The sequence below is a fragment of the Paenimyroides viscosum genome (assembly GCF_003858535.1).
GTDB lineage: Bacteria > Bacteroidota > Bacteroidia > Flavobacteriales > Flavobacteriaceae > Flavobacterium > Flavobacterium viscosum.
The window spans coordinates 1-14,336 of sequence record NZ_RQTJ01000028.1; the positions used below are offsets into that span (position 1 = coordinate 1).

General features: G+C 34.5%; 12 protein-coding genes. 10 read left to right on the forward strand and 2 right to left on the reverse strand.

Annotation, left to right across the window (positions count from 1 at the left end; translation table 11 throughout):
• Positions 1 to 84 precede the first annotated feature (84 nt).
• Positions 85 to 366 (reverse strand): hypothetical protein, encoded by a 282-nt coding sequence (locus EG242_RS11310; protein ID WP_124899980.1) that lies wholly within the window; start codon positions 364 to 366, stop codon positions 85 to 87.
• A gap of 223 nt (positions 367 to 589) precedes the next feature.
• Between EG242_RS11310 and EG242_RS11315 the strand changes: the two genes are divergently transcribed.
• From EG242_RS11315 to EG242_RS11350, 8 genes are all read left to right on the forward strand, one after another.
• Positions 590 to 3,562, forward strand: coding sequence for a leucine--tRNA ligase (locus EG242_RS11315; protein WP_124899981.1), 2,973 nt, complete (start codon positions 590 to 592; stop codon positions 3,560 to 3,562).
• 111 nt (positions 3,563 to 3,673) lie between these two features.
• Positions 3,674 to 4,312: a hypothetical protein gene (locus tag EG242_RS11320; RefSeq protein ID WP_124899982.1), complete on the forward strand. Its 639-nt coding sequence runs from the start codon at positions 3,674 to 3,676 to the stop codon at positions 4,310 to 4,312.
• A gap of 18 nt (positions 4,313 to 4,330) precedes the next feature.
• Entirely contained in the window at positions 4,331 to 4,969 is a 639-nt protein-coding gene (locus EG242_RS11325) for a hypothetical protein (protein ID WP_124899983.1), read from the forward strand.
• A 2-nt stretch (positions 4,970 to 4,971) separates the two neighbouring features.
• Complete coding sequence (locus tag EG242_RS11330; protein WP_124899984.1) at positions 4,972 to 5,379, forward strand: flotillin family protein; 408 nt, start codon at positions 4,972 to 4,974, stop codon at positions 5,377 to 5,379.
• Between the two features lie 9 nt (positions 5,380 to 5,388).
• Positions 5,389 to 5,835 (forward strand): histidine kinase, encoded by a 447-nt coding sequence (locus EG242_RS11335; protein ID WP_124899985.1) that lies wholly within the window; start codon positions 5,389 to 5,391, stop codon positions 5,833 to 5,835.
• Positions 5,835 to 6,053 carry a GHKL domain-containing protein gene (locus tag EG242_RS11340; protein ID WP_397258860.1) on the forward strand — a complete coding sequence of 73 codons (219 nt, stop codon included), beginning with the start codon at positions 5,835 to 5,837 and terminating at the stop codon, positions 6,051 to 6,053. Before EG242_RS11335 ends, EG242_RS11340 begins: the two co-directional genes overlap by 1 nt.
• Positions 6,054 to 6,096: 43 nt before the next feature.
• Complete coding sequence (locus EG242_RS11345) at positions 6,097 to 6,798, forward strand: LytR/AlgR family response regulator transcription factor (RefSeq protein ID WP_124899987.1); 702 nt, start codon at positions 6,097 to 6,099, stop codon at positions 6,796 to 6,798.
• A 263-nt stretch (positions 6,799 to 7,061) separates the two neighbouring features.
• Positions 7,062 to 9,320, forward strand: a complete 2,259-nt coding sequence (locus EG242_RS11350) for a cation:proton antiporter (protein ID WP_124899988.1) — start codon at positions 7,062 to 7,064, stop codon at positions 9,318 to 9,320.
• A gap of 62 nt (positions 9,321 to 9,382) precedes the next feature.
• Here the strand turns inward: EG242_RS11350 and EG242_RS11355 are convergent, their stop codons facing one another.
• On the reverse strand, positions 9,383 to 9,772 hold the full coding sequence (locus EG242_RS11355; RefSeq protein WP_124899989.1) for an SPOR domain-containing protein: 390 nt from the start codon (positions 9,770 to 9,772) through the stop codon (positions 9,383 to 9,385).
• Between the two features lie 218 nt (positions 9,773 to 9,990).
• Here EG242_RS11355 and EG242_RS11360 point away from each other — a divergent pair, with 218 nt between their 5' ends.
• Positions 9,991 to 11,259 (forward strand): c-type cytochrome, encoded by a 1,269-nt coding sequence (locus EG242_RS11360; protein ID WP_124899990.1) that lies wholly within the window; start codon positions 9,991 to 9,993, stop codon positions 11,257 to 11,259.
• A gap of 29 nt (positions 11,260 to 11,288) precedes the next feature.
• Entirely contained in the window at positions 11,289 to 14,330 is a 3,042-nt protein-coding gene (locus EG242_RS11365) for a TAT-variant-translocated molybdopterin oxidoreductase (RefSeq protein WP_124899991.1), read from the forward strand.
• The last annotated feature ends 6 nt before the right edge of the window (positions 14,331 to 14,336 follow it).

The following is a 14,336-nucleotide window of genomic DNA, read 5'->3' on the forward strand; positions in this document are numbered from 1 at the left end:
CAATACAATATACTGATTTTTAATCTTTTGAGCAACTTTTTCTATAATGCACTACGGGTTAAAGTACTATTTGAAAATTATTATTTATATAATTCGGTAAATTCTGTTCACTGGTATGGTAACGCCTTTTTTAAGTACCAAATGTTCTGGTGTAACCGCCCAAACGGTTGTGTTTGTTACCAGCTGGTTTGTATCGTCTTCAAAGAAAATTTCAATTTTTACGTGATCGGTATTTCCCATTGCCATTGCTTTTTCCAAATCTTGCTTGCGTTGTAAAATTTCGTGTTTATCGGTTAAAACATCAGTTGCAGGGAAAACTAAATCTGCTATATCTTCTTTTTCTATAGGTTTAAATGTTGTAGTCATATTCAAATGTTTTTAATACTATTTTACGTAATTTATTTTTGTAAAGATATTTTTTTCTAAAATAAATAAGTTTTTTCTTATTACAATTGTATTTAGGTTTTTTTTTCGATAAAAATTAACTCAGAAACTATATTTAGTTAACAATTGGTTAATATAATAAAAAATTAGTAATCTAAAGAAATTAAAGTAATTTTGTAACTGTTAAAAATCACAGGCTTACAAGATGAAATACAATCCAAAAGAAATAGAAGCCAAATGGCAGAAATACTGGAGCGCTAACAATACGTTCAAAGCAAGTAATCAATCAACCAAACCAAAATATTATGTGTTAGACATGTTTCCTTATCCGTCTGGTGCGGGCTTACACGTTGGGCATCCGTTGGGTTACATTGCGTCTGATATTTATGCGCGCTACAAACGTCATCAGGGTTTTAACGTACTGCATCCGCAAGGGTACGATTCTTTTGGTTTGCCGGCAGAACAATATGCAATTCAAACAGGGCAGCATCCTGCGGTTACAACCGAAACAAACATTAAACGTTACCGCGAACAGTTAGATAAAATTGGTTTTTCGTTCGATTGGAATCGTGAAGTACGTACATCAAACCCAGAATATTATAAACATACACAGCGCATTTTTATTCAGTTGTTTAATGCGTGGTACAATAAAAATACCGATAAAGCAGAGAGCATCTGTACATTGATTGATCTTTTTTCGAAAGAAGGAAATGCGAATGTAAATGCGGTATCCGATGAAAATATCGACGTTTTTTCTGCTGATCAGTGGAATGCCTTTTCTGCTGATGATCAAGAAAGAATTTTATTAAAATACAGATTGACTTATTTGGCTGAAACCGAAGTAAACTGGTGTCCTGCATTAGGAACAGTTTTAGCGAATGATGAAATTGTAAACGGCGTTTCAGAACGTGGCGGTCATCCGGTGATTCGTAAAAAAATGACCCAATGGAGTATGCGTATTTCTGCTTATGCAGAACGTTTGTTGCAAGGTTTAGATACCATTGATTGGAGCGAATCTATCAAAGAAGCACAACGCAATTGGATCGGAAAATCAGTAGGTGCGTCTGTAACTTTTAACGTAAAAGAATCAAACGAAACAATCGAAGTATTCACAACGCGTCCTGATACTATTTTCGGTGTTAATTTCATGACATTGGCTCCAGAACACGAATTGGTTGCTGCTATTACAACTGCTGATCAAAAAGCGGCGGTTGATGCGTATGTTCAAGCAACTGCAAAACGTTCAGAACGTGAGCGTATGGCAGATGTTAAAACCATTTCGGGTGTGTTTACCGGTGCGTATGCAGAACATCCTTTTACCAAAGAACCGGTTGCAATCTGGATTGGCGATTATGTTTTGGCAGGCTACGGTACAGGTGCGGTTATGGCGGTTCCATGTGGCGACGAGCGCGATTATGCGTTTGCAAAACATTTTGCTGGACAAAACGGAATGCCTGAAATCATTAATATTTTTAATAAGGATATTTCTGAAGAAGCATACACCGAAAAAGCTGGTTTTGAATTACAGAATTCCGATTTTTTAAACGGAATGGATTACAAGGCAGCGACTAAAAAAGCTATCGACGAATTAGAAAAAATAGAGCAAGGTAAAGCAAAAGTAAATTACCGTTTGCGCGACGCTGTTTTTTCTCGTCAGCGTTATTGGGGTGAGCCTTTTCCGGTTTATTACGTGAACGGATTGCCTAAAATGATCGATCCGAAATATTTACCGATTGAATTACCTGAAGTTGAAAAATATTTACCAACCGAAGACGGTCAGCCACCATTAGGCAACGCAACCAATTGGGCTTGGGATACTAAAAGTAATACTGTTGTTAGTTCGAACGAAGTTGAAAACGAAACTATTTTCCCATTAGAATTAAACACCATGCCGGGTTGGGCAGGTTCATCGTGGTATTGGTTGCGATATATGGATGTTGATAATGAAAACGAAATCGCATCGAAAGAAGCTATTGATTACTGGCAGAATGTTGATTTATACATTGGCGGAAGCGAACACGCAACCGGACATTTACTGTATTCGCGTTTTTGGAACAAGTTTTTAAAAGATTTTAATATTGTTCCAACTGAAGAACCATTCAAAAAATTGATTAATCAGGGAATGATTTTGGGAATGAGTGCTTTTATATATAGATGGGAATATATAGTAGATTCTGAGGATAAAAAGAAAAAAGTTATTTTCTTCAGTAAAAACTTAATCGATAAAGCAGTTAAAGAAAAAGCATTTATAACAGATTCTAATCAACAATCAAAAGATGTTTTAGAAAGTTTAGTAAAAACACATGGTAGAATTAAACAGTCTGAAGCAAATTGGAATAACTTTACTCCAATTCACGTTGATTTAACTTGTATCAATGATATCACTAACGAATTAGACATCGAAAAATTCAAAGTGCATCCATTATATTCAGATTATAAAGATGCGGAATTCATTTTAGAAGATGGCAAATACATCGTAGGTCGCGAAGTAGAAAAAATGTCGAAATCGAAATACAATGTAGTTAATCCAGATGATATTTGTAATGAATATGGTGCGGATACGTTGCGTTTGTACGAAATGTTCTTAGGGCCATTAGAGCAAGCAAAACCATGGAATACCGCTGGGATTACAGGGGTGTTTGGTTTCTTGAAAAAACTATGGCGTTTGTATGCAGACGATAACGGATTGATTGTTACCAACGACGAACCATCTGCCGAAATGTACAAATCGTTACATAAAACCATTAAAAAAGTAACCGAAGATATCGAGAATTTCTCATTCAATACATCGGTTTCTCAATTCATGATCTGTGTAAACGAACTGCAACAGCAAAAATGCAACCACCGCGCTATTTTAGAGCCATTGGCAATTGTAATTTCGCCTTATGCACCGCATATTGCAGAAGAATTATGGAATATGCTGGGTCATACCGATTCGGTTTCACAACAACCTTTTCCTAAATTCGAAGAGAAATATCTGGTAGAAAGTTCAAAAGAATATCCGGTTTCATTCAACGGAAAAATGCGTTTTAAAATTGAACTGCCTTTAGATTTAACCGCAGAACAAATCGAAGAAATTATTATGAACGATGAACGTACACAAGCGCAATTACAAGGTAAAATACCTAAAAAAGTAATTATCGTTCCTGGTAAAATCATCAATTTGGCTGGGTTTTAGTATTATTCCCACCGATGCACAGATTATTTTTTAGATACAAAACCGCTCAATAAACCGAGCGGTTTTCTTTTTGGCTTGCTTTTTGTATTGGCAGAAGAAAAATCTAACATTATGAAACACGCACTACTTTTATCAGCATTTTTGTTTACACAAATAACATTCGCTCAATCGCAACAAAACGATTTGGCGTTTACCGCAAAAGCAACCGTTTTGCCGGTTTTTAACAGCAACCGTTTAGGAGCCGAAGTCGGTTTAAGATATTACATAACCGACGCTTTCTCTATCGGGAACAACTATATTTACACAAACGATAAGTTTACACATGGTTTTGGGTACGATACCAATAATTCTATTGTGCATTATTTGGGCATCAATGTACCTTTACAGTACGATGTGGTTAACAAAGACAAAGTACAGATTGGAATGGGAATTTCGCCTGGACTTTCTTTAAGTACGTTGCGCGATAAAAATCAGCTGAAAATAGAGGAACATTATGATGAAGAAACAGGAGTAACAACAGTAGTAAAAACACCTGTTCGTTTAAACCGTGATGCGTACTTTTCATTAACGCCTAATATTGATTTATCTGTGAAATTGGCAAACATTGATCCTAAAAGTAATACCGCAATATATGTAACCGGAAACGCGGGTTATCAGTTTACTTTCGGTAAGGGCGACTTTACAAAACCAAGCGATTTTAGAAACTATATTGTATCTTTAGGTTTTACGATAAAAGGAGCGTTAGATTAATTATGAAAATCAAACATTATGAAACAGCTACTACTATTTTTTACTTTTTTGTTTACACAACTAACGTTCGCTCAATCGCAACAAAACGATTTGGCTGTAACAATAGGAGCAACAACAATTCCGGCATTCAATAAAAATAAAATTGGTTTAGATATTACGGCAAGATACTATTTTACCGATGCTTTTTCTGGTGGATTAAGTCTTAATATCGTCAGTCCAAAATACAATCATGGGTTTGGATATGATACCGACCGTACGTTAATCAATATGTACAGTTTTAGTGTTCCGTTACAATATGATGTTGTTAATACAGAAAAACTAACGTTGAGTTTTGGTTTTTCTAATGGAATTCTTTTAAATATACTGCGTAATCAAAACGATTCTAAAGAAGTGATACAGTACGATCCCGATACAGGAATGGGCTACAGTACACATGTTCCTCGTAGATTAAAAACCGATTCTTATTACATACTAACACCTTATGCAGATGTATCTTATCGTTTGGTGGCGTTAGATGTTAAAGAAACCGCATTTATGTATCTTACTTCTAAAGTAGGTTATCGTAATGTTTTTGGAAACGGTTCGTTTTCTAAATCGAGCGATTTTTCAAATTATGTTGTATCTTTAGGACTTACATTTAAAGGAATTCTTGATTAATTATGAAAAGTACAAAACCCTTAGTTATTATTTTTGTTTCAATAGCAATCTTAATTGTTGTATTAATGGTTGGTTTGCCGGTTTATAACGTTTGGCAACAAGAAATGGCTGGTAAAGCCGAAATGGCTAAAGCAGAACAAAATCGTAAAATTTTAATTGAAGAAGCTAAAGCGCGTTTAGAAGCCGAAAAATTAAATGCCCAAGCAGAAGTAGAACGTGCAAAAGGTATGGCAGAAGCTATGCGCTTAGAAAACGGAACTTTGAATTCAACATATAACCAATATTTGTTTATTAGAACTTTAGAAAAGTTGGCTGATAAAGGCGATTTACCTCAGATTATTTACATGCCGGCAGAAGGTTTGGTACCTGTGTTAGATGTGAGCGAAAAGCACAAAAAAACCAGTAATTAGCAACAACTAATGGTTTTTAAAGACTATGTAATTTTACTGCTAATTGTTGCAGTTTTTTTCTTTTGGTATAAAATACGCCAGTACAAGAAAATGATCGAAGATTATAATAAATCTACCGGTTATATGGAACGTAAGTACGAAAATATCGAGCTTGATAATATTGATACCCGTTTAAACCAGCATTTGTTTAAAAATGTATTAAATTCGATACAATCACACGTTTATCAGTCGTATTATACCATTGAAAAGTTATCGAATGTGTTGGATTATGTTTTATATAAAACCCCCAAACAATTGGTAACACCGCGAGATGAAATCAATTTTATAAAGAATTTAATCGAGATTAATAAGATTAAATTAAGTCCGCTTTTTGATTTGCGAACCAAAATTTTGATCGATGAACGCGATCCGTTTTTAGAACGAAAAGTGATTGCACCTCTTGTAGCATCGATTTAATTGAAAATGCCTTTAAGCATGCCGATACACAAAGTGAAAATGCCTTTATTTCTATCGTTGTAGAACTTAGTAATGGCTATTTTATTCTGTCGGTATCAAACAAAATGTCTAACCAAAACCCATTAAAAAAGGATAGTAGTGGTATTGGTGTTTCTAGCCTTGAGAAACGATTGAAATATTTATACGAAGATCGATACAAACTGCAAAAAGTATTGTAGATAAGATATATTCGGTATCATTAAAAATTAAATTAGAAGAATAATGTTGCGTTGTGTTTTGTTAGATGATGAGTTGCTGGCATTGCAATATTTAAAGTTGTTGTGCGAACAAATATCGGGTGTTGAGGTTGTTAAGGTTTATGATAATCCCGAAAAATTTATTTTAGAAAAAGACGAGCTAGATTTTGATGTTTGTGTCTCCGATATAGAAATGCCTGTGATCAACGGTTTACAAATTGCCAATTTACTATCAAACAAACATCTTATTTTTACAACCGCTTATCGAGATTATGCAGTAGAATCGTACAATCTTGAGGTGATCGATTACATAACAAAACCTGTTCAAAAAGATCGATTAGAAAAAGCGTTTCGTAAAATTGAGAAGTTAACGAAAGAATCAAAACCCGTATCGGAATACATCACGTTAAATTCCGAAAAAGGTAAAAGCATCATTAATACAAACGATATTTTTTACATCACTGTTTCTGATGTTGATAGCCGCGATAAGATCATTCATTTTAAAGATGAATCTACCCTTTTAATTAAAAACAACTCTTTCGAAAAACTGAAAGAAACCTTGCCAAGCCGCAAATTTACTCGAATTAATAAAAGAGAAATTATTGCAATGAATTGTGTGAATTACTATTCGCACGATGAAATTGTATCTAAAATTTTAATCGACGGTAAACCCAAAACCTTTACAATAGGCATCAATTTCAGAAATGAATTTTTAATGTTGTTGTAAGATCCTAAAAGCTATCAGATCATCGTCAGTTCAAGCTTGTCTAGAACTTAACTTCTCGATACACTCCACTTTGTTCCGTAATCGAAGTGACGAGTTTTTAGATTATAATTAAGTAAGGTATATTTTCGTACATAACTACTTTACTTAAAATCTTTATTACAACTTTTTTGCGTTTTGTTACATTATCTGCATTTTATTTTACAACGTTAACAGCTATTTGTTTAAGGTTTACCATTTTTGTGTAAAATAAATCCCAAAATAAAATGCACAAATACAAGAATACCATTTTTTATTCGGCAATAATCATTGTTTTTTCGTGTATCATGTACGTAACCTTTATTAATGGTAAAGCGTTAGAGGTTGATGTAAAAAATATAGCTTCAGATAAAAACGATTGGCAAGAATTTATTGATTCATTTATAAGTAATCTTCACCATCCGTTGGCATTACTGTTAATGCAGATTATTGCCATTGTAATTGTCGCACGTATTTTTGGTTGGTTGTTTAATAAAATAGGGCAACCAGCAATAATTGGCGAAATCATTGCCGGTATTTTACTAGGACCTTCATTATTCGGAATGTATTTTCCGGAAACTTCAGCTGTATTGTTTCCATTAGATTCTTTAGGGAACTTGCAGCTTTTAAGTCAGGTTGGATTGATTCTTTTTATGTTCGTAATTGGAATGGAGCTCGATTTAAAAATACTTAAAAGCAAAGCGCAAGATGCTGTTGTAATTAGTCATGCCAGCATTGTAATTCCGTTTGCGTTAGGTATGGTTTTGGCATATTATACGTATGCCTACTTTGCGCCAGAAGGAATTAATTTTTTATCGTTCTCTTTGTTTATGGGTATTGCAATGAGTATTACGGCTTTTCCTGTTTTGGCTCGTATTGTTCAAGAACGCGGTATACAAAAAACAAAGTTGGGCACCGTAGTGTTAACGGCTGCTGCTGCAGATGATATTACCGCTTGGTGTATTTTAGCAGTTGTAATTGCCATTGTAAAAGCCGGGTCGTTTGTAAGTGCGCTTTACGTAATTGCCATGGCAATTTTGTACGTAATTTTAATGTTAAAGTTAGTACGCCCTTTTTTACGACACATTGGTAATTTAAACGCTAACAACAAAACATTAAGTAAACCTGTTGTTGCTTTGTTTTTATTAGTGTTGATACTATCGTCATATCTTACCGAAATTATAGGAATTCATGCATTATTTGGTGCTTTTATGGCAGGTGCAATTATGCCCGATAATAATAAATTCCGTCATATTTTTGTTGAAAAGGTAGAAGATGTTGCCGTTATACTTTTTTTACCGTTGTTTTTTGTCTACACAGGTTTAAGAACCGAGATTGGCTTACTAAACGATATCTACTTATGGAAAATGACCGGAATCATTATTCTGGTTGCCGTAATTGGAAAATTTGTAGGAAGCGCTTTTGCAGCAAAATATGTTGGACAAAGCTGGAAAGACAGTTTGTCTATTGGTGCGTTAATGAATACACGTGGTTTAATGGAACTGGTAGCGCTGAATATTGGATTTGAATTAGGCGTTTTAACGCCCGAAGTTTTCGCAATGATGGTAATTATGGCACTGGTTACTACTTTTATGACCGGACCTGTTTTAGATTTGCTAAATAAGATCTTTAAAGATAAAAGCCAAAGTACCGATGAAATTTTAAATGAAACCAAGTTTAAAATATTGTTTTATTTTGATCAGATTTCTGCTGGTAAAAATTTACTGAAACTCGCAAATACATTTACTAAAAACCAACAAGAAAATTCTGTGGTTACGGCATTGCACTTATTAAATAGTAGCGATGTTGATTTAATGGATAATAAATACGAACAAAAAATATTTTTACCTTTAGAAGAAGAAGCGCGTAAAATCAATCAGAAATTAATTAACCTTTATAAAGTATCTTACGATGTAAATTCTGAAATTGTTGATGTAGCTCACAAAGGTAATTATGATTTGGTTTTAATTGAATTGGGCTCATCTATTTACGACGGAACTATTCTTGGACGCTTGTTAGGTTTTACCACACGTATTGTTAACCCTGAAATTATTGTTGATAAAGTAATAGGTAAAGAAAAATTCTTCGATTATTCTCCGTTCGATGATCAAACGCGTTACGTTATTACCAATTCTAGAATCCCGGTTGGAATTTTTATCGATAAAAATCTGGAAGAAGTAAACAAGATCTTTGTTCCGTTTTTTCATGAAAGCGATAAAAAGTTAATTCCTTTTATATTAAAGTTTATCCAAAACAACGACTCGCAAATTGTTATAATGGATATTAAAGGGCATTTAAAAACCAATACTTTTATTAAAGAAGAAATAAGGTTAATAGAACAAGCGAAACCAAATCACATATCTGTGTTATCAGACGTAGAAATTGATTTAAACCTGATACAACAACACGATTTAATTTTAACTACCGTAAAATCGTGGCGTAACATGATCGACAAAAAATACAATTGGTTAAAAAACACCACCTCGTTGTTGTTGATAAAGTCGTAACTTATATATTATACCAAATTAATAGAAATAATAAAGGCAGCACTTTTTGTGCTGCCTTTACTTTAGTTTTTAAGTTTTACTACAAAAGCTTCAGGATATTTTCCGGAAATCTTTTTCAACAGATATTCTGCTTCAATTTTATTTTTAAAATTACCTACCACTAATTTAAATTTTGGGTTTGCATATATAATGGTTGCATCAATATCGCTATACTGGCTAGTGAATTCTTTGTATAAACTTTCTACATCTTCTTTTGAACCATTTTTTAGTTGAAGCGAAAAATTAGTATACAACGAAAATTGATTGTTTTGATTCATTTTGCGTTCTAATAAAAGATCAATTGTTTTTTGATCTTTATTTTCAATAACATTAATTTGTGCATGGGTAGATTGTGAAAAAACAAATGTTAAAATAAATATAATAAAAACTTTATAGGTTCTTAAATTCTTCATAATGAGTAAATTTTATTACAAAATTAAAAAATAATCGTCAAAATAGATTTTTAGTTTTTATTTAGAATTGTTATAAATTAAGTTTTGCCTTTTATTAGGCTTTAATTAGTGCTTGTTATGTTGTATTTTTGTCAAAGTTTATAAATAAGGTAGCGTAAATACTATAGTAAGATATAGAAAAACGGTGCTAAAATTAGTTGATAATCATTTTTTTAACTATGAAAAAAGTGGGTAACCATACTTCGTTTTCAAGGATTCTTTTCTTGTGTTTAACATTTGTGTTAACATTTTCTACAGGATCTTTTGCACAAGATGTAGCAAAAGGTAAAGAGTTATTTAATGCAAACTGTGCAGCTTGTCATAAGCTGGATGCTAATTCTACCGGACCCGCATTAAGGGGTATGATTGATCGTCATCCAACCGATTGGTTGCATAAATGGATTAAAGACAGTTCAGGTTTAATTAAATCTGGCGATGCTGCAGCTGTTAAATTGTTTAATGAGTGGAACAAAGTTCCAATGAACTCATTTCCTAATTTGTCTGATGAAGATATCGATAACATTATCGCATATACTTCAGAGCCAAAACCAGAACCTACAAAAGCTGTTGGTGCAGCAGGGGAAGCAGGACAAGGCTCGGGCGGTGTTTCCGAAATGCTTGTTTTAGGAGGTTTAGTTCTTGTTCTTGCAATGCTAGTTATAATGCTAGTATTAGTAAGACGAGTTTTAAACAAAGTTGCAAATCAAAACAACCTAACGGTTCAAGAAACTAAATCAATACCAGTTTGGAGAGCTTTCGTAAAAAATCAATTCTTGGTTCTTACGTCAGTAATCTTGCTAATGTTAACAGGTGCTTATTTTGCATTTGGATATATGATGCAGGTAGGTGTTGATCAAAACTATGAACCAATACAGCCAATTCACTTCTCGCACAAAATTCACGCAGGCGAAAATGGTATCGATTGTAAATACTGTCACTCTTCGGCACGTACATCTAAAACATCTGGAATTCCTTCTATGAATGTTTGTATGAACTGTCATAAGAATATTACAGAGTTTACAGGAAGTGCAGATTCTACTTACGTAGATTACAGCAAAGAATTCTACACTGCGGAAATTCAAAAAATTTACGATGCAGTAGGATGGGATCCAGCAAAACAAGCGTACACAGGTGTAGAGAAACCAGTTAAATGGGTTCGTATTCACAATTTACCTGATTTCGTTTACTTTAACCACTCGCAGCACGTTTCAGTTGCAGGTTTAGAGTGTCAAACTTGTCACGGTCCGGTTGAGTCTATGGAAATTATGAGACAACATTCGCCATTAACCATGGGTTGGTGTATTGAATGTCACCGTGAAACAGAAGTAAACGTTAAAGATAACGAGTACTACGCTAAAATTCACGAAGAATTATCTAAAAAGTATGGTGTTGAGAAATTAACAGCAGCACAGCTAGGTGGTTTAGAGTGTGGTAAATGTCACTATTAATAATAATTTAAGAAGCTAATATATATACAATGGCATCAAACAAAAAATACTGGAAAAGTGTTGAGGAACTTAACGAGAACAGTTCTATTGTTGAGACGCTAAGAAACAATGAGTTTGTTGAAGAGATTCCAACAGAGGATTTTCTTGGAGACAAAGACACGTTGTCTTCTTCATCAACATCTCGTAGAGACTTTTTGAAATACGTTGGGTTTTCTACAGCTGCAGCTTCTTTAGCAGCATGTGAAGGTCCGGTTAAAAAGTCTATTCCTTATGTATTTCAACCAGAGGAAATCATTCCTGGTGTTGCTGATTTTTACGCAACTACGGTTGCAGATGGTTATGACTTTGTAAACGTGTTGATTAAAACACGTGAAGGTCGTCCTATTAAAGTAGAAAATAACTTTATGGAAAACGCGTTAACAGGTGCAAATGCACGTGTACACGCTTCTGTATTGTCTTTATATGACAGTTTGCGCTTAAAACAACCAAAAATTGATAATAAAGCAGCTTCATGGTCAGATGTTGATCAGAAAATTAAAGCAAGCTTAACTAGCGCAACGGGTCAAATAGTTTTATTAACAAACACAATGGCATCGCCATCTACCGATAAGTTAATTGCAGAATTTAAAGCAGCTTATCCAACTGCTAAACACATTGTACATGATGCAGTAGGATCTGATGCAGCTTTAGATGCTTACCAACAAGCTTACGGAGAGCGTGCTTTAGCTGATTACAATTTTGGTAAAGCAGACGTAATTGTTTCTGTTGGTGCCGATTTCTTAGGCGACTGGCAAGGTGGCGGATACGATAGCGAATATGCTAAAGGACGTGTGCCTAAAAACGGAAAAATGTCTAAACACATTCAGATCGAGGCGAACATGTCTTTATCTGGTGCAAATGCAGACAAACGTATTCCATTAACTGTTGCCGATCAAAAATTAGCTTTAGTTAAAATATACAATATTGTAACAGGAAATGCTGTAGCAGTTACAAATACTGCTGCCGATGCAGAAGTTACAAAAGCAGCTCAACAATTAAAGGCTGCTGGTAGTGCAGGTGTATTAGTATCTGGAATTGATGATGTAAATGCACAGTTATTAGTGTTTGCAATTAATCAAGCTTTAGGTTCACAAGCATTTAACCCAGCACAAGCAAAATATGTACGCGGTGGTAACAACAAAGAAGTTGCTCAGTTAGTACAAGATATGAATGCTGGTTTGGTTCATACATTAATTATGAACAATGTAAACCCTGTTTACAGCTTATTTAACGGCGCTGCTTTTGCAGAAGGATTGAAAAAAGTTAAATTATCTGCTTCTTTCACATTACGTGAAGATGAAACAGCTTCTTTAACAACAATCGCTGCTGCTGCACCACATTACTTAGAATCATGGGGCGATGTGCAAATGAGAAAGGGACATTATTCTATTACTCAACCAACAATTCGTCCGTTATTCAATACAAAACAATTCCAAGAAGGTTTATTAACGTGGTTAGGTAAAACAGAATCTTACTACGATTATTTAAAAGCATCTAGCACAAGCTTAACTAACGGAAAAACTTGGAACCAAATGGTTCACGATGGTTTTTCTGCTGTAGAAGTTACAGGTTCAGCTGCTGCGTCTGCTGATTTTGGTGGAGCTGCATCTGCTTTAGCTGCAACTAAAAAAGCTGCTGGTTTAGAATTGGTATTGTACTCAAAAACCGGAATGGGAGATGGGCAACAAGCAAATAACCCTTGGTTACAAGAGTTTCCAGATCCAATCACTCGTGTTTCATGGGATAACTACTTAACAGTTTCTAAAGCCGATGCAGAAGCATTAGGTATTAAAAACTACAATGTAGCAAACGGAGGTTTAAACGGATCTTATGTTACATTAAAAGTAGGTGATGCGGTTTTAGAAAATGTTCCGGCATTTATTCAACCAGGTCAAGCAAAAGGTACTTTAGGTTTAGCGTTTGGCTACGGACGTAAATCTGCTTTAAAAGAAGAAATGCAAGTAGGTGTTAACGCCTATAAATTATACAAAGATTTTAATAATACACAAAACGTTTCTGTAGAAATAGGTTCTGGTGACCACGAGTTTGCTTGTGTACAGCTTCAAAGAACTTTAATGGGACGTGGCGATATTGTTAAAGACACTACATTAGAAATCTTTAATACAAAAGATGTTAAAGATTGGAATGTTAAACCACATGTATCTTTAGATCACCAATTAGTTGAAGCTTCAACTGTTGATATTTGGGAAGAGTTTGATCGTTCAACTGGTCATCATTTCAATTTATCAATCGATTTAAATTCTTGTACAGGTTGTGGAGCTTGTGTTATTGCATGTCATGCAGAAAACAACGTACCAGTAGTTGGTAAAGACGAAGTAAGAAGATCTCGTGATATGCACTGGTTGCGTATTGATAGATATTATTCTTCAGAAGATACTTTTGCAGATGATGTAGCCACTAAAGTTGCAGCTAAAGGTTTAATGGAAAATATTAGTACATTTAACGGTTTAGAGCATCCAGCAGATAACCCTCAGGTGGTTTTCCAGCCAGTAATGTGTCAGCACTGTAACCATGCACCATGTGAAACAGTATGTCCGGTAGCAGCAACATCGCACGGTCGTCAAGGTCAAAACCACATGGCATATAACCGTTGTGTTGGTACTCGTTACTGTGCAAACAACTGTCCGTACAAAGTTCGTCGTTTCAATTGGTTCTTATACGCACAAAATTCAGCATTCGATTATCACATGAATGATGATTTAGGACGTATGGTATTGAACCCTGATGTAAATGTACGCTCTCGCGGGGTTATGGAAAAATGTTCATTATGTATTCAAATGACTCAAGCGTCTATCTTAAAAGCTAAAAGAGAAGGAAGAGCCATTAGTGGTGATGAATTTGAAGTAGCTTGTTCTGCAGCATGTACTTCTGGATCAATGGTATTCGGTGATGTAAATGATAAAGAATCACAAGTAGCTCGTTTGTTAGAAGACGATAGAAGATACCATTTGTTAGAACATATCGGAACAAAGCCAAATGTGTTCTACCACGTGAAAGTTAGAAACGTATAAGTTAGT